General features: G+C 67.2%; 15 protein-coding genes. 5 read left to right on the top strand and 10 right to left on the bottom strand.

Annotated features, from left to right (window positions below):
* Positions 1-43 precede the first annotated feature (43 nt).
* Together POM99_RS06095 and POM99_RS06090 are read right to left on the bottom strand one after the other, a co-directional pair.
* Positions 44-1,642, bottom strand: coding sequence for an alpha-N-arabinofuranosidase (locus POM99_RS06095; protein WP_277275960.1), 1,599 nt, complete (start codon positions 1,640-1,642; stop codon positions 44-46).
* 64 nt (positions 1,643-1,706) lie between these two features.
* On the bottom strand, positions 1,707-3,122 hold the full coding sequence (locus tag POM99_RS06090) for a sugar porter family MFS transporter (protein ID WP_277275959.1): 1,416 nt from the start codon (positions 3,120-3,122) through the stop codon (positions 1,707-1,709).
* A 225-nt stretch (positions 3,123-3,347) separates the two neighbouring features.
* On the opposite strand from POM99_RS06090, the gene POM99_RS06085 reads away from it, so the two are divergent.
* Positions 3,348-4,427: a LacI family DNA-binding transcriptional regulator gene (locus tag POM99_RS06085; protein WP_277275958.1), complete on the top strand. Its 1,080-nt coding sequence runs from the start codon at positions 3,348-3,350 to the stop codon at positions 4,425-4,427.
* A gap of 3 nt (positions 4,428-4,430) precedes the next feature.
* Here the strand turns inward: POM99_RS06085 and POM99_RS06080 are convergent, their stop codons facing one another.
* The 4 genes from POM99_RS06080 to POM99_RS06065 all read right to left on the bottom strand — a co-directional run bounded on the left by POM99_RS06080 (position 4,431) and on the right by POM99_RS06065 (position 9,173).
* Complete coding sequence (locus POM99_RS06080) at positions 4,431-6,386, bottom strand: sialate O-acetylesterase (protein ID WP_277275957.1); 1,956 nt, start codon at positions 6,384-6,386, stop codon at positions 4,431-4,433.
* The gene (locus POM99_RS06075; protein ID WP_277275956.1) at positions 6,383-7,267 is read right to left on the bottom strand and encodes an SMP-30/gluconolactonase/LRE family protein; all 885 of its coding nucleotides are present in this window, start codon (positions 7,265-7,267) and stop codon (positions 6,383-6,385) included. Before POM99_RS06075 ends, POM99_RS06080 begins: the two co-directional genes overlap by 4 nt.
* Positions 7,264-8,016, bottom strand: coding sequence for a D-xylose 1-dehydrogenase (xylB, locus tag POM99_RS06070; RefSeq protein WP_277275999.1), 753 nt, complete (start codon positions 8,014-8,016; stop codon positions 7,264-7,266). Before xylB ends, POM99_RS06075 begins: the two co-directional genes overlap by 4 nt.
* A gap of 71 nt (positions 8,017-8,087) precedes the next feature.
* Positions 8,088-9,173, bottom strand: a complete 1,086-nt coding sequence (locus tag POM99_RS06065) for a fumarylacetoacetate hydrolase family protein (protein WP_277275955.1) — start codon at positions 9,171-9,173, stop codon at positions 8,088-8,090.
* 279 nt (positions 9,174-9,452) lie between these two features.
* Between POM99_RS06065 and POM99_RS06060 the strand changes: the two genes are divergently transcribed.
* Together POM99_RS06060 and POM99_RS06055 are read left to right on the top strand one after the other, a co-directional pair.
* Positions 9,453-11,180 carry an Hsp70 family protein gene (locus POM99_RS06060; protein WP_313792115.1) on the top strand — a complete coding sequence of 576 codons (1,728 nt, stop codon included), beginning with the start codon at positions 9,453-9,455 and terminating at the stop codon, positions 11,178-11,180.
* A complete protein-coding gene (locus POM99_RS06055; RefSeq protein ID WP_277275954.1) occupies positions 11,177-12,931 on the top strand; it encodes a hypothetical protein in 1,755 nt (584 codons plus the stop codon). Before POM99_RS06060 ends, POM99_RS06055 begins: the two co-directional genes overlap by 4 nt.
* Here POM99_RS06055 and POM99_RS06050 read toward each other — a convergent pair.
* The 3 genes from POM99_RS06050 to POM99_RS06040 form a co-directional block, all read right to left on the bottom strand.
* Entirely contained in the window at positions 12,928-14,808 is a 1,881-nt protein-coding gene (locus tag POM99_RS06050; RefSeq protein WP_277275953.1) for an AMP-binding protein, read from the bottom strand. The genes POM99_RS06055 and POM99_RS06050 overlap by 4 nt on opposite strands.
* Before the next feature lie 93 nt (positions 14,809-14,901).
* The gene (locus POM99_RS06045; protein ID WP_277275952.1) at positions 14,902-16,665 is read right to left on the bottom strand and encodes an MFS transporter; all 1,764 of its coding nucleotides are present in this window, start codon (positions 16,663-16,665) and stop codon (positions 14,902-14,904) included.
* A gap of 23 nt (positions 16,666-16,688) precedes the next feature.
* The gene (locus POM99_RS06040; RefSeq protein WP_277275951.1) at positions 16,689-18,194 is read right to left on the bottom strand and encodes a DcaP family trimeric outer membrane transporter; all 1,506 of its coding nucleotides are present in this window, start codon (positions 18,192-18,194) and stop codon (positions 16,689-16,691) included.
* Positions 18,195-18,387: 193 nt separating this feature from the next.
* Here POM99_RS06040 and acs point away from each other — a divergent pair, with 193 nt between their 5' ends.
* Both acs and POM99_RS06030 read left to right on the top strand, forming a co-directional pair.
* Positions 18,388-20,337 carry an acetate--CoA ligase gene (gene acs / locus POM99_RS06035; protein ID WP_277275950.1) on the top strand — a complete coding sequence of 650 codons (1,950 nt, stop codon included), beginning with the start codon at positions 18,388-18,390 and terminating at the stop codon, positions 20,335-20,337.
* Between the two features lie 36 nt (positions 20,338-20,373).
* On the top strand, positions 20,374-20,997 hold the full coding sequence (locus POM99_RS06030) for a response regulator (protein ID WP_277275949.1): 624 nt from the start codon (positions 20,374-20,376) through the stop codon (positions 20,995-20,997).
* Here POM99_RS06030 and POM99_RS06025 read toward each other — a convergent pair.
* Entirely contained in the window at positions 20,974-24,321 is a 3,348-nt protein-coding gene (locus POM99_RS06025; RefSeq protein WP_277275948.1) for a hybrid sensor histidine kinase/response regulator, read from the bottom strand. The two genes, POM99_RS06030 and POM99_RS06025, sit on opposite strands and share 24 nt — an antisense overlap.
* Between the last annotated feature and the right edge of the window lie 71 nt (positions 24,322-24,392).

Genomic DNA, 24,392 nt, shown 5'->3' with positions numbered 1-24,392 from the left:
CAAGGAGGGAGTTGGGTCGATGGCCGCTGCCGGCACACAGGGTCTATCTCGTCACTTTGAGAACGGTGATCGAATGGGGCGGTAGCATCAGGGTCAGCCCGCGCGGGCCGTTGCGCGCTGAAACCGGCTGTGGCGTGACCACGGCGGGCTTCTCAAAGCTGTTCACGCTGTCCACCTTCGGCGCGGTCAGCACTTCGCCGCTGGCGCTGCGGTATCCGGGCAGGGTCACGATCGTCCCGGCATCGGGATCGATGTTGACCAGCGAGATCCACACCTGCCCGCTCTTGTCCTTGGCGGCCATCGCATCCACCCGCGGCAGCTTGTGCGCGCCGGAAACATATTGGCCGGCATTGAACGTTACCGGCGTGAACTGCGCGTCCTGGAACGGGACGTACATCTTGAACACATGGTAGGTCGGGGTCAGCACCATCTTGCCGCCGTCGGTCAGGATCATCGCCTGCAGAACGTTGATCATCTGCGCGATGTTGGCGATCTTCACCCGGTCGGCGTGGCGGGCAAAGATGTTGAGGTTCAGCGCAGCCAACACCGCGTCGCGCATCGAATTCTGCTGCTGCAGGAACCCGGGGTTGCTGCCCGGCGTGAGGGCGAGCCATGCGCCCCATTCGTCCACGGCGATCAGCAGCTTCTTCTCCGGGTCGTACTTGTCCATGATCGCCGCCTGCCTGTTCAGCAGGTCGTCCATGGTCAGCGTGTCGGCGATCGCAATGGCATAGTCCTCGTTGCCAAATCCCGTCGCCGGCAGGTGCGGTGGCCAGCCGCCGGTGGTGTACTTGTGCAGCGAAACCCCTTCGATATCCCAAGAATAGACGTGGTCCTTCCACGCCTTCATCACCTCTTCCGTGTAATCCAGCTTGTCGCTGTCCCAGCCCACGACGATGCGCTTCATCTTGCCCGCGCCCCCGTTCACGTCCGGCCGCTGCGCCGGATTGTAGTTGCGCGTGAAGTTGGCGAAGCGCTTCATCTCCTCCACATAGTGCGTGGCCGACATCGCCCCGCCGCAGCCCCAGTTCTCGTTGCCCAGCCCCAGGATCGGCACCTTCCACGGCGCAGGATGGCCGTTGGCGGCGCGTTCCTTGGCCAGCGAGGTGTCCTTCTCGGCCGTGATGTATTCCAGCCATTGCCCGGCTTCGGCGGCGGTGCCCGATCCGATGTTCACCGAAACATAGGCGTCCGCGCCGATCTGCTCGGCAAAGTCCATGAACTCGTGCGTGCCGAAGGCGTTGGATTCGGGCACGCCGCCCCAGTTGCTGTTGATCTGCACCCGGCGCTTGTCCGCCGGGCCGATGCCATCGCGCCAGTGGTATTCGTCGGCAAAGCATCCGCCCGGCCAGCGCACGTTAGGCACTCTCAGCGCCTTCAGCGCGCCCACCACGTCGCTGCGAATGCCGCGCACGTTGGGGATGGGGGAATCCTTGCCCACCCACACCCCGCCGTAGATGCCCGTACCCAGGTGCTCGGCGAACTGGCCGAAGATGTTGCGGTCGATCACCGGGCCCTGGCGTGCCGCATCGATCGCTACCGTCACCTCGGCGTCCTTGGCCTTGGCGGGCATGCCAGTGCCGATGCCGACGGCGCCCGCCGCCAGCAGCATGGTACGGAATGTCTTGGCAAAGCCCATCATCGAAGCATCACTCCCTGTTGGCGGGCCAGTGGTCCGGCCCTGCCCGTCTGCCGGTGCAGGCGCCTCAGTGCCCGCCCCAGCCTTCCATTTGTTCCAGCTCCTTGCCCTTGGTCTCGGGCAGGAAGGCCTTGACCAGCCACAGGCTCACCGCCGCGCTGGCGGTGTAGAGCACATAGGTCTCGGCCAAGCCCATCCCGCTGGCCATCGCCGGGAAACTCTGCACCACGGCATAGTTCGCGCCCCACTGCGCCAGCCCGCACACCGCCAGCGCCGATCCGCGCAGCTGGTTGGGGAACATCTCGCCCAGCATCACCCACATCACCGGGCCCCAGCTGACGTTGAAGAACACCACATAGATGTTGGCCGCGATCACCGCGATCAGGCCCAGCTGCTGGTCCATCTGCAGCGCGCCCGCGGCATCCAGAGTCCCTTGCGAAAAGGCCCAGCTCATCGTGCCGAGCGACAGCGTCATCCCCGCCGATCCGATCAGCAGCAGCGGCTTGCGCCCGATCCGGTCCACCAGCGCCATGGTCACGAAGCACGCGGCGATCGAGACCAGCCCCGAAATGATGTTCCGCTCCAGCGCTGCCTTCTCCGAAACCCCGGCCAGTTTCCACAGCGTCTCGCCGTAATAGAAGATCACGTTGATCCCCACGAACTGCTGGAACACCGCGATGATCAGGCCGGCCCACACCACCGGGCGCAGTACCGTGCCCGGCGCCAGCACGTCGGCCAGCCGGGGGCGGTGGTCGCTGGCGAAGGAGGCGCGGATCTCGGCCACCTTGCGCGCCGCTGCGTCCTCGCCGAACAGGCGCGAAAGCACGCCCAGCGCCTCGTCGCCCCGGCCGCTGCCGACCAGGTAGCGCGGGCTCTCGGGGATGAACTGCAGCGCCACCAGGAACACCACCGCCGGCACCGCCTGCGCCAGATACATCCAGCGCCACGCCGGCACGCCCCCGATCAGCCCGAGCGAATCCCCCGCCTTCTGCGCGAGGAAATAGTTGACCACGAAGGCCAGCGTCAGCCCGGTGATGATCATCACCTGCTGCACGCTCGTCAGCCGCCCGCGGATTGCCGCCGGGGCGACCTCAGAGATATAGGCGGGCGAAAGTACGCTCGCCGCACCCACTGCCATGCCGCCGAGGAAGCGGAAGATCACGAACAGCGTGTGGTTGCCGGTAGTGCCCTGCACCAGCGCGCCGACCAGGAACAGGATCGCGGCGAGGACCATGATCCGCTTGCGTCCGAAGCGGTCGGCCATGCGCCCCGCCAGGAAGGCCCCTGCGGCGCAGCCCATCAGCAGCGAACCCACAGTGAAGCCAAGGCCATTGTCATCCAACGCGAACGCGGCCTTCAGTCCCGCCTGCGTCCCGTTCACCGCGCCGCTGTCATACCCGAACAGCAGCCCGCCGATCGTCGCCACGGATACGATGGCTCCCACAAGCGCCATGTTGACCCGGTCTTGCTGCGTTGCAGCCATGTCCCTCTCCCACCTCGTTGTTATGCCCCGGCCTTTGCGCGGGTAACCGAATGCAGCCCAGTTACCCTTGCCACGCAAGGGTCTGTGACTTTATGATAGCGCTACCTTTGTATCGCATGCTTTTCACCACGCAAGTCCGAAATGAAATTAAGTCTGCTTTATTCACAATAGGCCTTGCCAAGCCCATACTGCAGGGTCAGGACATCCGTACGGGAGCCTGAAACCATGAACGATGTCCGATCGCGCCGGCGACAGTCCGGCCGCCCGACCGTAAGCGACGTCGCCCGCGTCGCCCAATGCTCGCCGATGACGGTCAGCCGTGTGGTCAACGGCGGTGGCGGCGTGCGCGAGGAAACACGCATCGCGGTAGAAGCGGCCATTCGCCAGCTCAACTATGCGCCCAACCGCGCGGCACGCAGCCTCGCCGGCGCCTCTCAGTTGCGCATTGCGCTGCTCTATTCCAACCCGTCCGCCGCCTATCTCAGCGAACTTTTGATCGGCTGCATGGACGCGGCCACGCGGCTCGATGCGCATCTGATGGTCGAACGTTTCGACCCCGAACAGGACCAGGCAAAGGCCATCGCCAAGCTCACCGAGAGCGCGATCGACGGCTTCCTTCTGCCCCCGCCGCTGTGCGACGACACCGCCCTGCTTGCTCGCCTCCGCCGCGCCGGAGCGCACGCCGTGCTGATCGGTCCGGGCCAGGCCGAAGCGCACCACGGCGTGGTGATGATCGACGATTACCAGGCCGCCTATGACATGACGCGCCATATCCTCGCGCTGGGCCATTGCCGCATCGGCTTCATCATCGGCAACCCGCAGCAGTCGGCCAGCGCGCTGCGTCTTGCCGGCTATCGCGACGCCATGGCCGAAGCCGGCGCCCAGGTGGACGAGGCGCTCGTGCGCCAAGGCCAGTTCACCTATCGCTCCGGCCTCGATGCGGCGATGGACATGCTCGCGCTCGCCAACCGACCCACCGCGATCTTCGCCTCGAACGACGACATGGCCGCCGGCTGCATCGCCGCCGCGCACCGCAACGATCTCGAAGTCCCGCGCGATCTCACCGTCTGCGGCTTCGACGATACCGCGCTGGCATCCACCATCTGGCCCGAGCTCACCACCATCCGTCAGCCGATCCGGAAGATGGCGGAAACCGGCCTGGAGGTACTGGTGCAGGAAATCCGCGACGAGCGCGCCGACGCAAACGGACGACCGCGCCTCACCACACTGGAATACGAACTGGTCCGCCGGGAATCCGACGCCGGCCCACCTGCGGCGAAGGCGGATAGAACGCCAAAGGCGTAAAGCTCAATTCTCCGTTACCGCGAGTTCGAACCCCGGCACAGGCAAGGCACGCGCGTCGAACAGGTTGACGACCGGGCTGTCGGCCCAGGCATAGCGTACCTTCACGACGGCCTGTCCGTCACTCGCGAGCACCACCGTGTCGCCGTCCACATTCGCCGCAGCAAAGCGGCAGGCGTCCGCCGCATCGCACAGTTCGAAGCCGATCGGCGCGGCCGCGCTCCACGCGTGCAGGCCGCCTTCCACGCCCTTGAAGCGTACGCGCACCGCGTCGCCTTCGCGCACCGCCGCCACCGGCATCGGCATGGCCTTGCCCTGCGCGCCCAGCGCCAGCCGCTGGCCCACTAGCAGCTTGTTCGCCGGATGGATGTCCGTCCGCTCGCCCAGGTCGATCGCGCTCGCCAGGAACCCGGCGGGATCGCCCGCCGCAATCCGCCGCTGCTCGTCGCGCATGTGCGCCCAGTCCGAACGGGTCGGGGCGGAAGCTGGCTGGCCATAGTTCGCCAGCTGCACGATTCCCACTTTCAGCCCCTGGCCGAACCGCGCCCGCCACCCGGCGATCATCGCCTGCATGCGCCGTTCGTAATCGGGGGTGTCGACGTCGCTTTCCCCCTGGTACCAGGCCACGCCTTCCATCGCGAACCGCCCCAGCGGCGCGATCATGCGGTTGTGCATCAGCCCGATGCCCGCATTGGCGTCCCATGGCGGCCGTGGCGGATAGCTGGACAGGGGCGCGATGGCATAGCGCCACCCATCCCCCAGCGCGATCCGCTCGCCACCGTCCACGGTCAGCGCCAGCTTGTCGGCCGGGCTGGCGAAGCCGCCGTTGTCGAAGGTGTTGGTCACCGCCACCAGGATCTCGTTCACCCCGGCCTTCAGGAATGCGGGCGGCAGGCGATAGGCCCGCTCCTCGTCCCAGCCGAAGGTGTTGCCCACGGCGCGCCCGTTCACGAACGTCATGTCCATGTCGTCCAGCACGCCCAGCGCCAGCGTCGCCCCGGCGCGCGCCTGCGCCGCGCTCAACGTCACCTGCCGCCGCAGCCACACCGTGCCCGTGGCCTTCGCGGCCAGGGGCGTGCCGGTCCACGCGCGCCATCCGCTCATCGCCGGAACCGCCTGCCATTCCAGCGCATCGGGCGCGGCCCATGGCTTCGTCCCGCCGGTCCCTTGCGCATACCAGTCCTGCCAGCGCGGCGCGAACTGCGTCACCGCCGCCATGCGATCACGCGCGAACAGCGCCAGCAGCGCCATCTCGCCCGGCCCGCTGATCGCCGCGCCCGCCTGCGGATCGAGCCACGGCGTCACTTTCGAACCGCCCCAGCTGGCGTGGATCGCCCCCACCGGCACCCCACGCGCACGGCGCAGCTCGCGCGCCATGAAATAGCATACGGCCGAAAAATCCTGCGCGCTCGCGGGCGCCGCCGCCGCCCAGGCGGTCGGCTTGGCGAAATGGCGGTCGGGCAGATAGCCCAGCGCCTTGGGCGCCTGCAGCAGGCGCAGCGCCGGATCGGTCGAAAAAGCCGCCTCCATCCCGCCGTTCAGCGCGCGCGACAGCGGAAATTCCATGTTCGATTGGCCCGAACAGAGCCACACATCACCCACCAGCAGGTCCGCCGCGCGCACCGCCTCACCGTCGGCGCGCACGGTCAGCGTCACGCCGGTGGCTGAGGCGGGCCGGGCCTTGAACTGCAGGGAGAACCGGCCCTTGCGGTCGGCCTCGCCGATCACGCGTTCGTCGTCCAGCGTGCCTTCCACCACTGCGCCGGGGGCGGCCGTGCCTTCCACCACGATCGGCCGGTCACGCTGGATCACCGCATGGTCGCCCCAGGCCGCTTCCAGTTCCAGCACAGGTCCGACCTGTGCCGGGGCCGCCAGTGCAGGGGTCGCCAGTGCAAGGGCCGCCAGCGCAGGGGCCGAAAGCCCGGCCGCCAAGGTCAGCACCGCCAGCGGCAGCGCTTTCACGCGCGGAACTCCGCCAACGCGGCAACCAGCCCGGGCACTTCCACGTCAAACGCGAAGATGTCGCCCGCCATCGGCTGCGCCGCCAGCGCGGCCTCGTCCAATCCCTTGCGCGCCGTGGTCACGAAGGCGCGCTTGCGGTCGGGTCCGCCGAACGCCAGCTTCGTCACGTTGGCCGCCGGTATATCCACCTTCTCCAGCAGCTCGCCTTTGGGTGAATAGCGCGCCACGCCCCAGCCGTTCCACAGCCCGGTCCACACGCAGCCTTCGGCGTCGCAGGTCGGCCCGTCGGGATAGGCATCGGGGAAATCGCGCGCTGTGTCGGCAAACAGGCGCGCTTCGTCCACATTCCCGTCCGCATCCAGGTCCGCCACCAGAATCTTCTTCGCCGCTGTATCGCTGAAATAGATCCGCCTATCCCCCGGCCCGATTGCGGGGCCGTTGGTAATGCACACCGCGTCCGGCCCCATCGGGGTCACCACCGCTTCGTGCGCGCGATAGAAGCGACCGCTTGCCGCACTCTCGCCATCGTCCATCGATCCGAAGAACACCCGGCCCCGGCTGTCGGCGCAGGCGTCATTCAGCCGGTTGCCCGCCGGCTCGCCCGCCACTTCGGCCACGCGCGCGCACTTGCCGGTCGCCGGATCGAACAAGTGCAGCCCGTCTTTCAGCCCGGCCAGCAGCTTTCCGCCCTTCGCCGGCAGTACCCAGCCGACCTGGTCATGCACCAGATGGCTTTCATGCAGGCCCCGCGCCGGGTCGAAGCTATGGATGCGATGCTGCTTGATGTCGGTGAACCAAAGACATTCGCGCGCCGCATCCCACACCGGTCCTTCGCCCAGCGTGCAACCCACCGCCAGCGTGCGCTCCACCAAACGGCTCATCGCCAGCCCCCATCCACCCAGTACTCGTGCCCGGTGCAGAACCGCGCATCGTCGGAAGCAAGGAACAGTGCCATCGCGGCGATGTCCACCGGCTGAAGCCTGCCCTTCAGGCATTGCGCCGCCACGATTTCCGCCTCTCCCTCAGGCGAATACCAACGCATCTGTCGCGCGGTCTGCACATTGCCCGGAATGATCGTGTTCACGCGGATGTTGTAGGGGCCAAGTTCGCGGGCAAGGCTTCGGGTCAAGCCTTCCACGCCTGCCTTGGCGATCTGGTACAACGCCAGCTCGTCCAAACCCAGGTGCCAGGAGATCGACCCAAGGTTCAGGATCACCCCGCCGCCCGCAGCTTTCATCTCCGGCCAGACTGCCTGCGATGCAAAGAACTTGTGCTTCAGGTTCACCGCCAGCCGCTCGTCCCAATAGGCGGGAGTCACCGCATCCAGCAGATGACGGTCATCACTGGCCGCATTGTTGATCAGGACGTCGCAGCCGCCCAGCCGCATGACCATCTCGCCGATGGCCTCGGTCAGCCCGTCAGCATCGGCAACGTCCTGTTCGCGGAACGCCGGCACATGCGCGGCATGCCCCAGCCGTTCCACCAGATCGTTCGCCGGGGCAGACAGGATATCGACAAAACCCACCTGCGCGCCCTGCAGCACAAATGCCTCGACAATTGCCTCGCCGATGCCGCTGGCACCACCGGTAACGATCACGCGTTTGTCGCGCAGGCTGGGATATTGCGCCATCGCCGCGCCTTCGCTGGAATGTTCTGCCGCCGGCGCCAAGGGGGCATCGTGGGCTGCGTGGGAAGCCATGGTCATGCCTTCTCCACCAAGCCGCGCTCGGCAAGGTTGCGCATGAATGCGGCAATACCGATGGTCCATTTGGGCGCATCGCGCGAAGTCATTACCGTGTTGCGCAACATGCCCAGCCGGGTCGAACGGATCGTCACCTTGTCACCCACCTTGTGGGTAAAGCCCCCGCCTGGCTCATCGCGGTCCTGCGTGGGTGCAAACAGCGTACCGCAGAACAGCACGAACCCGTCTGGATAGCTGTGCTCGCTCATCGTCTGGGCCACCAGGTCCAGCGGATCACGGCTGATCTCGGTCATCCGGTTGGTACCTTCCATGCGGAAGTTGTCCTGCCCTTCCACCACAAGCTCCACGTCCGCCACGCGCACGTCATCGATGCCGAAGCCCTTGTCGAACAAGCGGATGAACGGGCCGATCGCACACGATGCGGTGTTGTCTTTGGCCTTTGACAGCAGCAGCGCAGACCGCCCTTCGAAGTCGCGCAGGTTCACATCATTGCCAAGCGTCGCGCCCACCACTTCGCCGGCCGGGTCCACCACCAGCACCACCTCCGGCTCGGGGTTGTTCCAGCTCGAATCCGATCGCACGCCGATCGGAGCTTCATGGCCCACGGTGGAAAGCACCGGCGATTTCGAAAAGACTTCGGCATCCGGCCCGATCGCCACTTCCAGGTATTGCGACCACATGCCCTGCCCGATCAGCGCCTGCTTCAGCGCCAATGCCTCGGCGCTGCCGGGCACCACCGCGCGGATGCCGGCGCCGATGGTCTCCTCCAGCTGGCTGCGGATCTCGGCGGCGACCGAGGCATCGCCGCGCGCACGCTCTTCAATCACCCGTTCGATAGCGCTAACGGCAAAGGTTACCCCGCAGGCCTTCACGCACTGCAGGTCGATCGGGGAAAGCAGGCTCCACCCCGGGGGAAGACCATCGGCGATGGCGCCCAGATCGTCGCCGCCATCCAGTCGCCCACGCGCCAGCGCGCCGGAAACAGTGCTGGCGACCGCCGTGAGATCGCGGATTCGGCCGTCTTGGAGGACAATCACGTGTGGACCGTCGGCAGCTTGCGCCCGTCCGACGAAGGTCCCGTCCATGAAGTCTTCAGGAAGGCAAGCCGCAAGGCTTAAACCCATCAGTACATCCCCCAAGCTCTCGTTTTGATAGCGCTACCTTAATGCGACAACACGGCGAGATCAAGTCTGCGTTATTGCAAATCATCATGGGCCGCAACGTGCTCCCGGTAGCGCTGTTTTTCCCTGATTACCGGTCTTTTCGGACCGATTCAGGTACATCAAAACGGGCGACAATTTGTTTAAGGCTCCACCCGGCCTTGCACGCTCGCCACCGATTGGGCATCTCGATTCCACAGCGAAATGAAGGGGGACAATGCGCGCATGATTGTCGGTATCGACCTTGGCACCACCAACAGCGCCGTCGCCGTGTGGCAGGATGGTGTGCCCCACCTCGTGCCCAATGCGCTCGGCGAACTGCTGACCCCTTCAGCCATCTCGATGTCCCGCGATGGCGCCACCCTGGTGGGCGCTGCGGCGCTGGACCGGATGGCAACCGACCCAGCCAACACCGCCATAAGCTTCAAGCGCAATATGGGCAACGATCGTGAAGTTCTGCTGGCCCGAAAGGAATGGCGGGCCGAGGATCTCTCGGCGCTCGTACTGCGATCGCTGTGCGATGATGTGGAGGCGCACACCGGTTCGCGCCCGACTGAGGCGGTCATCACCGTGCCGGCCTATTTCAACGACCGCCAGCGCAAGGCCACCCGCCGCGCCGGGGAGCTGGCGGGACTGGAGGTGCGGCGGTTGATCAACGAGCCGACGGCCGCGGCGCTGGCGTTCGGGCTGCAGGACCAGGAGGACCGGGAGCCGTTCCTGGTCTTCGACCTGGGCGGCGGCACCTTCGACGTCTCGATCGTCGAGAAGTTCGAAGGGGTGGTCGAAGTCCGCGCCTCGGCCGGCGACAACCGGCTGGGCGGGGACGATTTCAACGAGGTGCTGGCGGCGCTGATGAAGCCGCTGGTGGACCCGGAAGGCCTGCTAGCCAAGCTTGATGCGCCGCGGCGCGAAGCCATGCTGCTGCGTGCCGCCGAAGCTGCGCGGCGGCAGCTGTCGACCGCGGACAACGCCACCTTCGCGGTGACAATCGACGATCGCAGGCTGGAAGCGCCTGTTACCGCCGATGCCTTTGAACGGGCCTGCGAGGCGCTGCTGCGCCGCCTGCGCGAACCGGTGGTGCGTGCGCTGCGCGACTGCGCGTTCGAGGTTTCAGAGCTGGGCGACATCGTGCTGGTGGGCGGGGCCACGCGCATGCCGGTGGTGCGCAAGGCGATCACCCGCATGTTCGGCCGCTTTCCCAACAGCACCGTCCACCCCGACCATGCAGTGGCGCTCGGCGCGGCGATCCAGGCGGGGCTTGCCGCGCGCGACGCCGCGCTGGAGGAAATCCGCATCTCGGACGTATGCCCCTTCACCCTGGGCGTGGACACGATCGAGCGCGACCAGTTCGGCGGCTATCACCACGGGGTGTTTTCCCCCATCATCGACCGCAACACGCCAGTGCCAATCAGCCGCATGGGCAATTACCGCACGGTGCAGGACAACCAGAAGGAAATCCTGTTCAACATCTACCAGGGCGAAGCGCGCGAGGTTTCGGGCAACATCCTGCTCGGGTCGATCAAGGTGCCGGTGCCGCCGCGCCCGGCGGGGGAGGCCACGGCGGACGTGCGCTTCACCTATGACAGCAGCGGGCTGCTCGAAGTCGACGTGACGGTGAACCAGACGGGCCTGACCCGGAACATCGTGATCGTGGACGAAGCCGACCGGCCTTCGGAAAAGGAGATCGCCGCCCGCCGCGCCGAGCTGGCCAAGCTGAAGTTCCACCCGCGCGAGGAGGCGGAGAACGTGGCGCTGATGGCGCGCGCCGAACGCGCCTATGAGGACTTCATCGGCGACGAACGCCGCATCGTCGGCCAGTGGATCACCGACTTTGCCGGGGCGCTGGAATCACAGGACCACCGCCGCATCGCCGAAGCGCGGCAGGTGCTGACCGAGCGGCTCGACACCATCGACGCGAGCGCGCCGCTGTGACGCCGTACCTTTCGCCCTCCGCCGCGCTGCGCCTGCTCGGCCTGAAGGCCGGGGCCGATACGCCGGCGATCCGCAAGGCCTATGCGGCGAAGCTGAAAGCGCTGGATGTCGACGCTGATCCCGAAGCCTACGCCCGCCTGCGCGCGGCGCGGGACATCGCGCTGCGCAGCGCCAAGGCCGCAGCCGCCCAAGCCGATGCGGCAGGGGATGCGCCGGCCACAGCCATCGAGGACGACGCGCAGCAACCCGCCCCCGAGCCGCAGGAAACGTGCGGTGCATGGGCCTACGCCGCCCCGCTGCTGCCGCATGATCCTCCCGCCCAAGGCAGTGCGATCCTTGCGGGCAGCCTGCCGCCGGCCGATGCCGCGCCGGAACCGCAGGCGGAACTGACCGCCCCCGATGCGCCGCCCGGCGCGCGCGAGGCCACTGGCGGCCCGCCGGTGCTGGCGAGCGCCGCCCCCACCGACGTCACCTTGCTGCAACGGCCCGATCGCGAACTGGCCCGGCTGCTGCACAGCGAGGAAGACCCCGCCCCGGCGATGGATGACGCCGAGGAGGCGCGCGCGCTGCGCTGCCTGCGGATGATGCTGGCGGATGCGGCGCAGGCCGACCTATCGCTCCACGGCCAGATCGAGGACTGGCTGGCCGACCTGCTGGCCGGCACATGGCCGCGCAGCGCCCCCTTGCTGGAAGAGACCGCCGCCGCCTTTGGCTGGGAAAGCGAGCGCGGCCAGCTGGGCGAACGCCCTTCCATCGCCTGGCTCAACACCCGCCTGCGCGGCCTGCGCTTCCAGCAGAAGGTGGAACTGCCCGACCACCCCCTGCACAAGGCATGGGTCGAATTGCAGCGGGCGGGCTGGTCGAAATGGTATCAACGGGTTGGAACAAGTCGCAAGCGCATCAACGAACTGCTGGCCGGAATCCGCAGGCATTTTCCCGAGCTCGAAGGCCATCTCGATCAGCAGCGGGTCAGTTCGTGGGAGCAAAAGCCTGACTACTCGATCCTTACCTTCCCACTTCGCCTGCTGGGTGTCGGCCTCATACTTTGTGCGCAGTACTACTTTAGCTGGTCACACAACGGCGATCGGAACACCCAGAATCCGCTTCTTGAACCGCCTGCCTATCAAGCGCCCATCGATCCAAAATACAACGAACAACTCGCCATGGCGGTCCACGCCGCGTTCGGGCCGGACAAGACAATCCAGTGGCTGCGCGAGAAGCAGATCAGCGTGGCTTCCGCTTTCGAGGCGCGCTTCCGTTCGGAGCTTTCCAACGGGGCTACGCCGGAGAAGGCGACCCAATCCACCACCGACTTCATCCGCCGCCGCGTGTTCCTGAATGGCCGCAAGGACGCGCAGTTGCTTGAACAAGACCTGCAGCTTCACCTTGCCCGGATCGACGCCGTCAGCAGGAAAGGTCCGGAGGCCTGTGCCGGTTACCTGAAGTCGCTCGATATCGGCCAGGTGACCCTTTCCGACGAAGTCCTGCGCAAGGAACAGGCGCTGGCCGTGCGGATGGCCGAAACGGGTAAGCTCGACACACCGCAGCCGTCAAAACCGACCTCGGCGTCCGTCCCCGGCAAGCTGGTCGGGGAAGTGATGGAAGCGACCGGCCTGCCCCAGAAAACCGTTGCAGCCGCAATGTCGCACAAGGCCGGGCCAGCAGAGGAATGTGCCGTCACGCGTGCCCTGCTGCGGGCCACGCTCGATTGGAAGGGACCGGAACGCGGCGCTATCCTGCAGACGTTCTAGGCCGGCAGCTTCCCTCGCACCGCGTCCACCAGCAGCGCCGGTACGCCCGGGTCCTCGATCGTCGGCGGCGTGGTGAAGTCCTCGCCATTCACGATCTTGCGCAGCAGGTTGCGCAGGATCTTGCCGGACCGGGTCTTGGGCAGCTGCGGCACCACGTAGCAGGTCTTCAGCGCGGCCACCGCGCCGAGTTCGGCGCGCACGGCGGCGATGGCGGCGTCGTGCAGCGCGGCTTCGTTCGCGCCTGCGCGGGCGACCACGAAGGCAACGGGGATCATGCCCTTGATCGCGTCTTCCGCGCCGATCACCGCGCATTCGGCCACGCCATCGACGCTGGCGACGATCTGCTCCATCTGCCCGGTGGACAGGCGGTGGCCCGCGACGTTGATGATGTCGTCAGTGCGCCCCATGATGTGGACGAAGCCTTCATCGTCGATGAAGCCGGCGTCGCCCGTTTCGTACCATCCGGGGAAGGTGGCGAAGTTCTTCGCAAAGCCGGCGTGGTTGTTCCACAAGGTGCGGAAGGCGCCGGGGGCGAGCGGTTCGCGGATCACCACCGCGCCGCTGTGGCCCGGCTCGACAGGGTGGCCGCTTTCATCGAGCACCGCGAATTCGTAGCCCGGCACGGGGAAGCCGGCGCTGCCGCGCTTGCGCCGCAGGTCCCCCAGCGCGAAGCACGAGGCGATGGCGGGCCAGCCCAGCTCGGTCTGCCACCAGTGGTCGATCACCGGCAGGCCGCTCTTGTCTTCCAGCCAGCCGATTGTGTCGGGGTCGGCGCGTTCGCCGGCGAGGAAGATGGCGCGGCAATCGCCGGTGCCGATGTCCTTCAGGAAGGTGGCATCCGGATCTTCCTTGCGCACCGCGCGGATCGCGGTGGGCGCGGTGAAGAAGGTCTTCACCCCGTGCCGGTCGATCACCCGCCAGAACGTGCCGGGATCGGGCGTGCCGACGGGCTTGCCTTCGAACAGCACCGTCGTCGCCCCCACCAGCAGCGGGGCATAGACGATGTAGCTGTGGCCGACGACCCAGCCCACGTCGGACGCGGCCCAGAAGGTATCGTCTGCGGAAATGCCGTAGATGTTGGTCATCGACCAGGCCAGCGCCACGGCATGGCCGCCGTTTTCACGCACCACGCCCTTGGGCGTGCCGGTGGTGCCCGAGGTGTAGAGGATATAGAGCGGATCGTCGGAGGCGAGCGGCACCGGCGCGGGCGCGGGAGCGCCCAGCGTGGCCGTGCGCAGCGCCTGCCAATCCACGTCGCGCGGCCCGCCCAGATCGCCGCGCAGTTGTTCACGCTGCAGCAGCACGACCCGTTCGACCTGGTGGTCGGCAAGGCGCAGCGCCTCGTCCACCATGGGCTTGTAGGCGATGGTGCGCGATCCTTCGATCCCGCACGATGCGGTGAGGACGACCAGCGGCGTGGCATCATCGATGCGCTTGGCCAGTTCCAGCGGAGCGAAGCCGCCGAACACAACCGAATGGATCGCGCCCAGCCGCGCGCAGGCGAGCATGGCGAAGACCGTTTCGGGGATCATCGGCATGTAGATGACCACGCGATCGCCCTTGCCCACGCCGAGCGCAGCCAGCATCGCCGCGACGCGCCCGGTCTCTTCGAGCAGTTCGGCATAGCTGTAGCGCCTGATGGTGCCGGTGACCGGGCTGTCATAGGCGAGCGCGATGGCATCGCCCCGGCCTGCCGCGACATGGCGATCGAGGCAGTTGTGGCAGGTGTTGAGCGAACCGCCGGGAAACCAGCCCTTTTCCGGATCATGGGCGGCGGCGGGGGCGGTGAACCAATCGAGCGCGCCGGCGGCGGCGGACCAGAACGCTTCCCGATCCGAGATGCTGCCCTGCCATGCGCGGGAGTAGGCTTCGCTCATCATCCATCCCCTGATCGTTTCGTTTGCCCGAGTCTTGCCCGGAGGACTGCCGCCACGCCTTGACCCAGGGCAAGACGTGGCGGAACCCTGACTTTAGTCGTCGATATTGCGCTTGTAGGTTTCGGGCAGGAACAGCAGCCCGAAGACGAAGGTCGCCGCAGCCACCGCCACCGGATACCAGAAGCCGTGGTAGATATCGCCGTTGGCGGCCACCATGGCGAAGCCGATCGCCGGCAGCAACCCGCCCAGCCAGCCGTTGCCGATGTGATAGGGCAGCGACATGGAGGTGTAGCGGATGCGGCTGGGGAACAGTTCGACCAGCAGCGCCGCGATGGGGCCATAGACCATGGTCACCAGCAGCACGAGGTAGAACAGGATCGCCACGACCAGCGGCTTGTTGATCTGTTCCGGATCGGCCTTGGCCGGGTAGCCCACCTTCTGCAGTTCACCCACAACCGCGGGCTTGGCTTCGGTGGCCGGCTTGCCATCGGCAGCGGGCTTGGCCGGGACAGCGGGTGCGCCGACGACCCTGGCGGTGAAGGCGGCGATGGCGGCCTTGCGCTCGTCTCCGGCCAGCACCTTTGGATCGGGCGCGGTGAAGACGTCCGTGCCCACGGTGACGGTGGCGAGCGTGCCGGCCGGGGCCGCGACGTTCTTGTAATTGACCGCTGCCTTGGCGAGGGCGTTCTTCACGATGTCGCAGCTGGTGGTGTCGAACTTGTTGGCGCCCACCGGATCAAACTGCGAGGAGCATTCGGCCGGATCGGCGGTGACCACCACCGGCGCGGTCGCCTGCGCCCTGGCTAGCGCGGGGTTGGCCGCCGTGGTCAGCGCGTGGAACGCGGGGAACAGCGTGACCGTGGCCAGCGCGCAGCCGGTGAGGATGATCTTCTTGCGCCCGATCTTGTCAGACAGCCAGCCGAAGAACAGGAAGAACGGCGTGGCGCAGGCGAGCGCGATGATGATCAGGGTGTTGGCGGTGAGGCCATCGACCTTGAGCATCTTTTCAAGGAAATACATGGCGTAGAGCTGGCCGGTGTACCACACGACCGCCTGGCCGGCGATGGCGCCGAAGAACGCGACGAGCACGATCCTGAGGTTCTTCCATTGGCCGAAGGCTTCGGTCAGCGGGGCCTTCGAGGCGGTGCCTTCACTCTTCATCTTCTGGAACACCGGGCTTTCGTGCAGCTTCAGCCGCAGCCACAGGCCCACGATCAGGAACAGGCCCGAAAGCAGGTAGGGCACGCGCCAGCCCCATTCCTTGAACGCCTCCTCACCCACGCCGGTGACGGGCGAGCGCACCGTGATCACGATCAGCAGCGCCATGGCGAGGCCGGCGGTGGCGGTGATCTGGATCCAGCTGGTGTAGAGCCCGCGCTTTCCGGCAGGGGCATGTTCGGCCACATAGGTCGCCGCGCCGCCATATTCGCCGCCCAGCGCCAGGCCCTGGAACATGCGCAGCACCACCAGCATGATCGGCGCGGCGACGCCGACCGTCTTGTAGGTGGGCAGGCAGCCGACGAGAAAGGTGGACAGCCCCATCACCAGCAGGGTGATGATGAAGGTGTAGCGGCGGCCGACGAGATCGCCGATGCGGCCGAACACCAGCGCGCCGAAGGGCCGCACGATGAAGCCCGCCGCGAAGACCAGCAGCGCCATGATGAACGAGGTGGTGGGGTTGAGCCCGGTGAGGAACTGCGCCGCGATGATCGCGGTGAGCAGGCCGTAGAGGTAGAAATCGTACCATTCGAACACCGTGCCCAGCGAGGACGCGGTGATGATCAGTTTCTCGTCATGCGTGGCCACGTGGTGCCGTGGCAGGACGGCGTATTCCTCCGCCGTATCGTGGTGAACCATCGGTCCTCTCCCGTTATGATCTTTCAGAAGCTGTATTTCGCGGCGATCTCCACGCGGTCGAGCGTGCCGCTGGCGGTGCCGCCGGCTTGCGTGGCGTTGAACACGGTGCGCTTGCCGTGGCGATATTCCACCCCCAGGTCGATGCCCTTCACCGGCGTGTAGAACAGGTTGACCGCCCCGCTCCAGCTTTCACGGTTGAGGCCCGAGACGCTGGCGAGGGCCAGCGCCTTGTCGTACCCCACATGCTGGTAGCTGCCCATCACGTTGACCCGCAACGCCGAAGTGAGCGAAAGGCGCGCGGCGGCGAGCGCGGCGAAGGTGGTGACGTCGGTCAGGCGGTTGGTGGCGGGGTTGTAGACCGCGTCGGGGCTGAAGTTCAGGCCCACGTAGCGGCCGATGTTCTGGCCATAGGTGGCGATGAAGCGGATGTCGCTGGTCTTCGCGTCGTTGAGGAACAGCTTGCCGCCCACGCTGGCGCCGAGGCCGGTGGCGGTGACGCCAGTACCGACCGCGCCGGTGCTCGCCACGTTGTTGACCAGTGCGCTGCCGTTGCTTTCGCCACGGACCTGGCGCGCGAGGCCGGCCAGCGACAGTTCGGCCCGCTTGCCCGTCCAGGCCAGCCGTGCGGCGAAATCGGGCAGGTGGTCGGTGCCGCTTTCGAGCGTGGCGGTGGAGCCTGCGGTCACCAGCGCGCTTTCGGGGTTTTCGGCGCTGAGATGCAGGGTCAGGCCCTTGGCCAGCGGATGCGAATAGCGGATCAGCGGCTGGCGGACGAACACGGTGCCTTCCGCCCCGCCGACGTAGTCGGTCGTCTCGGGCAGGGCCGCCACGTACTGGAACGTGGTCCAGTCCTGGCCGAAGGTGAAGCGGTCCACCTGCAGGAAGGCGCGGCGCAGCGCGAGGGTATAGCCGTTGGTGGTGCGCTGGGTGCCGCCGCCGGGCACGTTCTGCACCGCGTCCGCCGTCGTCTGGAAATCGGTTTCGAGGTAGCCCTTCACTGTGTGGCCGGCCACCTGCGAGTCCAGGTTGAGCCACAGGCGGGTCTGCTTGGCGGTGAAATCCTGCGTGGTCGATCCGCGGCCGCCCGGCGTGGTGGGAATGGTCTGCGGCAGGTAGAAATCGCGGCCCAGCATGTTGGTGGGCACCGATCCGTTGCTGAAGTGGCTGCTCGACGCGACCATCTTCAGGTATCCGCCCAGCCGGATCGTGGTGTTGCCGGAACGGAAGCCTTCGGCCGGCGCAGGTGCGGGCTTCGCCTCAAGCGCGGCGACCTTGGCCGTTGCCTGCGCTGCGCTGGCCACGGCCTCGTCGCTGCGCGCCTGTGCCGCGCTGGCCAGCGTGGCAGCCTGGGCCTGCTGCGCCTGCGCGGCCTGCAGCGCGCCGGCCATCTGTGTAACCTGCGCTTCGAGCCTGGCGATGCGGGCTTCGAGCTCTGCCTCGTGCGCGGTCGGCCTGGCCTGCGCCGCAGCCGGCAGCGCCATCATCGTGGCGGCAAGCAGCATGGCGCGGTTACGCGAAATCATCGTCATCTGACGCCCCTCTCCTTCGGGTGTCCATCTCCTGAGACACTCGCAGGCAGATTTCGTCAGACCGGGCTTTGCATCCAGCCGGAGCTTGGTCTTATATCTACGACCATGGTCTAGGGGCGGGTGAGCCGTCGCATGCGGTACAGCCCGCCCTAGCGAAAATGCCAGAAGGCGCGAGTTGAGAGGAGTCCCCGAAATGGGCGAGGCAGTGTACCCGGTTCCGGCAGAGTGGGCTGAAAGCGCCCTGATCGACGAAGCGCGGTATCACGAGATGTATCGCCGTTCCGTGGAAGAGCCTGACGCGTTCTGGGCCGAGGAGGCCAAGCGGATCGACTGGATCAAGCCTTTCACCAAGGTGAAGAACACATCCTACCACGAGGCCGATTTCGGCATCCGCTGGTTCGAGGACGGCACGCTGAACCTTTCGGCCAACTGCCTTGACCGTCACCTTGCCGAGCGTGGTGATGCCGTTGCCATCCTGTGGGAGCCGGACAGCCCGACCGACACCCACCGCGCCATCACCTATCGCCAGTTGCACGAAGACGTCTGCCGTTTTGCCAACCTGCTTAAAAGCCGGGGCGTCAAGAAGGGGGAGCGCGTCACCATCTACCTGCCGATGGTGCCCGAGGCAGCCGTGGCGATGCTCGCCTGCGCGCGGATCGGCGCGATCCATTCGATCGTGTTCGCGGGCTTCAGCCCCGACGCGCTGGCCGGCCGCATCACCGATTGCGACAGCCGTATAGTGCTGACCGCGGACGAAGGCCTGCGCGGGGGCAAGAAGGTTCCGCTCAAGGCCAACGTGGACGAGGCGCTGCAGCAGTGCCCTGCGGTCGATTCCGTTATCGTCCTGCGTCGCACCGGTGGCGCCGTGCCGATGGTGGCAGGCCGTGACCTTGACTGGGCCGAAGCCGTTGCCGCCCAGCCCACCGATTGCGCGCCCGAGGAAATGAACGCGGAAGACCCGCTGTTCATCCTCTATACCTCGGGATCGACCGGGAAGCCCAAGGGCGTTTTGCACACCACCGGTGGTTATTCGGTCTGGGCATCCATCACCCATCAGTACGTGTTCGATTACCGGCCCGGCCAGGTCTATTGGTGCGCGGCGGACATCGGCTGGGTCACCGGGCACAGCTATGTCGTCTACGGCCCGCTGATGAACGGGGCGACCACGGTGATGTTCGAGGGCGTGCCCAACTTCCCCGATCCCAGCCGGTTCTGGCAGGTGGTGGACAAGTTCGGCGTCGAGATTTTCTATGGCGCCCCCACGGCGCTGCGCGCGCTGATGCGCGAAGGCGATGACTGGGTGAAGCAGACCAACCGCAAGAGCCTGCGCCTGCTCGGCTCGGTGGGCGAACCGATCAATCCCGAAGCTTGGGAATGGTATCACAAGGTGGTGGGCGAAAGCCGCTGCCCGATCGTGGATACTTGGTGGCAGACTGAAACCGGCGGCGCGATGATCACCCCGCTGCCCGGCGCCACGCCGCTGAAGCCCGGATCGGCCAGCCGCCCGTTCTTTGGCGTGAAGCCCGCGCTGGTCGACAACGACGGCAATTTCCTCGACGGTGCGACCGACGGCTGCCTGGTCATCACCGACAGCTGGCCCGGCCAGATGCGCACGGTGTGGGGCGATCACGAACGCTTCTTCCAGACCTATTTCAGCACGTTCAAGGGCCTGTACTTCACCGGCGACGGCTGCCGCCGTGACGAGGACGGCTATTACTGGATCACCGGCCGCATCGACGACGTGATCAACGTTTCGGGCCACCGCATGGGAACGGCGGAAATCGAGAGCGCGCTGGTCGCCCATCCGAAAGTGGCCGAGGCTGCCGTTGTGGGCATGCCGCACGACATCAAGGGACAGGGCATCTATGCCTTCGTCACCTGCAATGCCGAGATCGAGCCCGACGAGGCGCTGCGCAAGGAGCTGATCGCGTGGGTGCGCCACGAAATCGGCCCGATCGCCACGCCCGACGTGATCCAGTTCGCGCCGGGCCTGCCCAAGACCCGATCGGGCAAGATCATGCGCCGCATCCTGCGCAAGATCGGCGAAAACGACGTGTCGAACCTGGGGGACACCTCCACCCTTGCCGATCCGTCGGTTGTCGATAATCTGCTCGCCAACCGGCCGCACCTCGCCACCGCCTGATTAAGGGCGCACGCAGGGCGGCCACGCGGGGGAGCGATGAGCGGTTCGATCCTGATTGCCGACGACCATCCCCTGTTCCGGCAGGCGCTGGCGGTCGCCGTGGCGACAGTTGCGCCGGACCTTCGGGTGATCGAGGCGGGCACGCTCGCCTCCGCCGCGAAGGCGGCGTCGGAGGCAGAGGACCTGCGCCTCGTCACGCTCGACCTGAAAATGCCCGGCGCCATCGGTTATTCGGGCATCGCCCTCCTCCACGCAGAAAAGCCGGACGTGCCGATCCTGGTCGTCTCCAGCGCCGAAGGGGCCAACGCGGCAGAGGAAGCGCGGGCCTTTGGCGCGGTCGGCTTTCTGCGCAAGGACGCCGACCTTTCCCAGATCGAGGACGCGATCCGCGCCGCGCTCGGCGGATCGACCGCCCCGGTGAAAAAGACCAGCGCCGTGGACAAGGTGCGCGGCGAAGTGGCGGGCCTCACCCCCACCCAGCTCAAGGTCCTGCTCGCGGTGCTGGACGGCAAGCTGAACAAGCAGATCGCCTTCGACCTTGGCATGAGCGAGGCGACCGTGAAGGCGCACATGACCGCGATCATGCGCAAGCTGGACGTGCAGAACCGCACGCAGGCGGCGCTTGTCGCCCGGTCGCTAGGCCTCGACCTCGCGCACTGAGGCAGAGGCAAGGAACGATTCGAGCGCGGCCGGATCGACCGGCTTGGTGAAGAACGCGATGTCCCGCCGCTGCGCCTTGCGCTTCAGCGCCGCACCGCTTTCCGCAGTGATCATCGCGATGGCCATCCCGGGCCGGGCACGGCGCAGGGCGTCGGCCAGCGCAAGGCCGTCTTCCCCGTCATCGAGGTTGTAATCCACCAGCGCCACTTCGGCATCCGGGGCCATTTCCAGCGCCTGCGCCGTTCCGGTTGCGGCAACCACGCCATGCCCCAGCGCCTCCAGCAGCGCCGTCGAGGCTTCGAGGATGGCCGGGTCGTTGTCCACCACCAGCACACGCAGCGGCCGCGCAGGTACGCCTGCGGGCGATCGGGCCGGCTCGGCTTCTCCCGCAGGCTGCGCCGATTCCGCAATCGTCACCGAGAACCGGCTGCCGTGGCCCTGCCGCGAGGCGAGGTCGATGCCCAGCCCCAGCAGCCGCGCGATGCGCTCGACGATGGCCAGCCCCAGACCGAGCCCTTCCGCCTCGACATGGCCCAGCCGGGTGAACTCGGCGAAGATCGCCTGGCGCTGGTCGGGCGGAATGCCCACGCCCGTATCCACCACATCGATCCGCAAGGCGCCTTCCCGCCGGCGCACCCCGATCAGGATGCCGCCCCTTTCGGTATAGCGCACCGCGTTGGACAGCAGGTTCTGCAGCACCGAGCGCAGCAGGCCGGGGTCGGTCTCCACCACGCCGAAGGCAGGGCCGACCATCAGCCGCAATCCCTTCTCCTCGGCCAGCGGGCGGATGCCCTCGGCGATGTCGCGCACCAAGGGGCCCAGCGCCACCACTTCGGGGTTGGGCTGGATGCCGCCGGCATCGAGCTTGGAGATATCGAGCAGCGCGCGCAGGAGATTTTCCGCCGCCACGATCGAGCGGTCGACGCGCGCCACGAGGCTCTTCTTCGGGCCATCGGCCACCTGCCGCTCCAGCGCTGAGGAGAACAGCCGCGCCGCGTGCAGCGGCTGCAGCAGGTCGTGGCTCGCAGCCGCCAGGAAGCGCGTCTTCTCGCGCCCGGATTCGGCCAGCCGCAGGTTCGCTTCGGACAGCGCGCGCGTGCGCTCCTCCACGCGCGTTTCCAGTTGTTCCAGCGTCGCCCGCAGTTCGGCTCGCGCCGCCGCCTCTCCGGTCACGTCGGTGAACGAGGTCAGGTAGCCGCCGCCCGGCATGGGTCCGCCGACCGACTTGATCACCCGGCCGTCCTTGCGGATGCGTTCGGAAACATAGGGCCGCCGTTCACGCAGGCGCTGCAGCCGGTGCTCCACCTCGGCCTCCACCGGGCGCGGGTAATCGCCCCGCGCGATGTTGTGGCGGATCAGGTCTGCCACCGGCACGCCTGCACGCACCATGCCCGGCGGATAATCGAACAGTTCGACATAGCGGGCATTCCACGCCACCAGGTTCAGATCGGCATCGACCACGCTGATGCCCGAGGGCAGGTTCTCGAACGTCGCCGCCAGCAGCTGGCGCGAGAAGCGCAGGCTCTGCCCGCCTTCGTCGAGCAGGCGGGTCACATCGTCCAGCCCCAGCTGCCCGCCTGCGAGCGCCGAGGCCACCAGCGCACGCGCGGACGATGCGCCGACCACTCCGGCGATCAGATCCTGCGCGCGGCGCGCCGCCACCCGATCCACCGGTGCGGCATGGAGCGCGGGCGGGAAGGCCTCCTCCACCCGGTCTTCACCGATGAAGCGCGCCGCCAGCTGCGCCAGTTCGCCCTGGTTGCGCACCGGGCGCGCCCCGCGCACCATGCGCGGCAAGCGCCGCCGGGGGTCAGTGCCCGCCTCTGTCAGCAACAGTACGATCAGATTGGCCGAAAGGCTCCATGCCACCCCATGCACAAGCGGCGTTGCGTGCCCGATGCCGAACAGGCGCAGCGGGTCCAGTGGCGTCTGCGCCAGCCCTGCCAGCCACTCCGGCGGCAGGATCGGCGGCAGCGCCAGCGTCCACAGCCACAGGGCGAAACCGGTGGCCAGGCTAGCCTTGCCGGCCAGCGCATCACGACCGGTGCCGATAACGCCAAGCAGCAGGTGCGGGGTGAACTGCGCCATTGCGGCAAACGCCACCAGCCCGATCGAAGCCAGCGAGCTGCGTGGCGGAAGCAGCAGCGCCCAGGCCAGGGACAGCGCGATGCCGATGACGATCGCCACGCGTCGGACCAGCAGCATCCGCCGTCCGATGTCGCCCGCCTCGTCCACGCGGCCGCCGCTGCGCAACACTGCCGGAAAGATCAGGTCGTTGGACACCATCGTGGCCAGCGCGGTGGAATCCACGATCACCATCGCTGCTGCCGAGCTGATCCCGCCCAGCAGCGCGGCCACCACCGCCCAGTGCTGCCCCGCCGCTTCGGGCAGGCGCAGCACGAACAGGTCGGGCGGAACGTCGCCCGGCAGGGCCACGAGCCCCGCCAGCGCGATGGGGATGATCAGCCCGGCCATCGCTGCGACATATCCAGCGGCGCCCCACCGCGCGCGGGGCAGGTCCGCCGGATCCTGCGCTTCGGCCAGCGCGATGTAGAACTGGCGCGGCAGGACCAGGATCGCCATGGCGGAAACTAGGCCGATCACCACGGATTCCAGCCCCAGGTGTTCGGGCGCGAAGCGGCGGGAAAGCTCGGCCCAGCCAAACCGCACCCACGGTTCGGGCGCGATCGCGATCACCCAAAGTGCCACCCCCGCCACGATCAGCAGCGCCGCCAGCTTGATCAGCGATTCAAGCGCAACGGAAAACAGCATGCCCTCGTTGCGGCCGGCCACCTCATAACGGCGGGCGCCGAACAGGATCGCAAAAAGCGCCAGCACTGCCGAAGCGGCCGCCATGACCCATGGTTCAGCCCCCACGCGGCCCGTCACCGCCACGATTGCGATGCCGATCGAACGCAGTTGCAGCGCGACATAGGGCACCATGCCGCACATCGCGGTCACCGTCACCAGCCGGGCCATCCCGGCATCGTGGCCAAAGCGCGCCGCAATGAAGTCGGAGATCGTCGTCGCCTTTTCCTGCTCCACCGCCTCGGCCAGTTTCCGCAGAAAGCCGGGGGCGAACGCCATCAGCAGCGCCGGGGCGAGATAGATGGGCAGGAAGTTCCACCCTTCGCGCACCGCGCTGCCCACTGCGCCATAAAAGGTCCAGCTGGAGCAATAGACCCCAAGCGCCAAGGTATAGGCCATGTGGCGCAGCCGGGGCCGCGCCCGCGCTGCATTGGCGCGGGCTTCGAAAACGGCCGCCACGCCGAACAGCACGCCGATCAGGCACAGCGCGATCCACGCTGCCAGGCCAAGGCTCATGCCCGCTCCCCCTTCGTGCACCCCATCACCGGCACGGTATCACCGCGCCCGCACGAAGCAATCGAGATGCT

It is taken from the genome of Novosphingobium cyanobacteriorum, assembly GCF_029436685.1.
GTDB lineage: Bacteria > Pseudomonadota > Alphaproteobacteria > Sphingomonadales > Sphingomonadaceae > Novosphingobium > Novosphingobium cyanobacteriorum.
This window is presented reverse-complemented; position numbering and strand designations above follow the sequence as displayed.

Excerpts from the sequence above, each read along its gene's own strand:
- POM99_RS06040 (WP_277275951.1), bottom strand. The coding sequence starts at position 18,194 with ATGACGATGATTTCGCGTAACCGCGCCATGCTGCTTGCCGCCACGATG.
- POM99_RS06085 (WP_277275958.1), top strand. The coding sequence starts at position 3,348 with ATGAACGATGTCCGATCGCGCCGGCGACAGTCCGGCCGCCCGACCGTA.
- POM99_RS06060 (WP_313792115.1), top strand. The coding sequence starts at position 9,453 with ATGAAGGGGGACAATGCGCGCATGATTGTCGGTATCGACCTTGGCACC.
- POM99_RS06065 (WP_277275955.1), bottom strand. The coding sequence starts at position 9,173 with ATGGACGGGACCTTCGTCGGACGGGCGCAAGCTGCCGACGGTCCACAC.
- acs (WP_277275950.1), top strand. The coding sequence starts at position 18,388 with ATGGGCGAGGCAGTGTACCCGGTTCCGGCAGAGTGGGCTGAAAGCGCC.
- POM99_RS06045 (WP_277275952.1), bottom strand. The coding sequence starts at position 16,665 with ATGGTTCACCACGATACGGCGGAGGAATACGCCGTCCTGCCACGGCAC.
- POM99_RS06090 (WP_277275959.1), bottom strand. The coding sequence starts at position 3,122 with ATGGCTGCAACGCAGCAAGACCGGGTCAACATGGCGCTTGTGGGAGCC.
- POM99_RS06030 (WP_277275949.1), top strand. The coding sequence starts at position 20,374 with ATGAGCGGTTCGATCCTGATTGCCGACGACCATCCCCTGTTCCGGCAG.
- POM99_RS06095 (WP_277275960.1), bottom strand. The coding sequence starts at position 1,642 with ATGATGGGCTTTGCCAAGACATTCCGTACCATGCTGCTGGCGGCGGGC.
- POM99_RS06025 (WP_277275948.1), bottom strand. The coding sequence starts at position 24,321 with ATGAGCCTTGGCCTGGCAGCGTGGATCGCGCTGTGCCTGATCGGCGTG.
- xylB (WP_277275999.1), bottom strand. The coding sequence starts at position 8,016 with ATGGCGCAATATCCCAGCCTGCGCGACAAACGCGTGATCGTTACCGGT.
- POM99_RS06075 (WP_277275956.1), bottom strand. The coding sequence starts at position 7,267 with ATGAGCCGTTTGGTGGAGCGCACGCTGGCGGTGGGTTGCACGCTGGGC.
- POM99_RS06050 (WP_277275953.1), bottom strand. The coding sequence starts at position 14,808 with ATGAGCGAAGCCTACTCCCGCGCATGGCAGGGCAGCATCTCGGATCGG.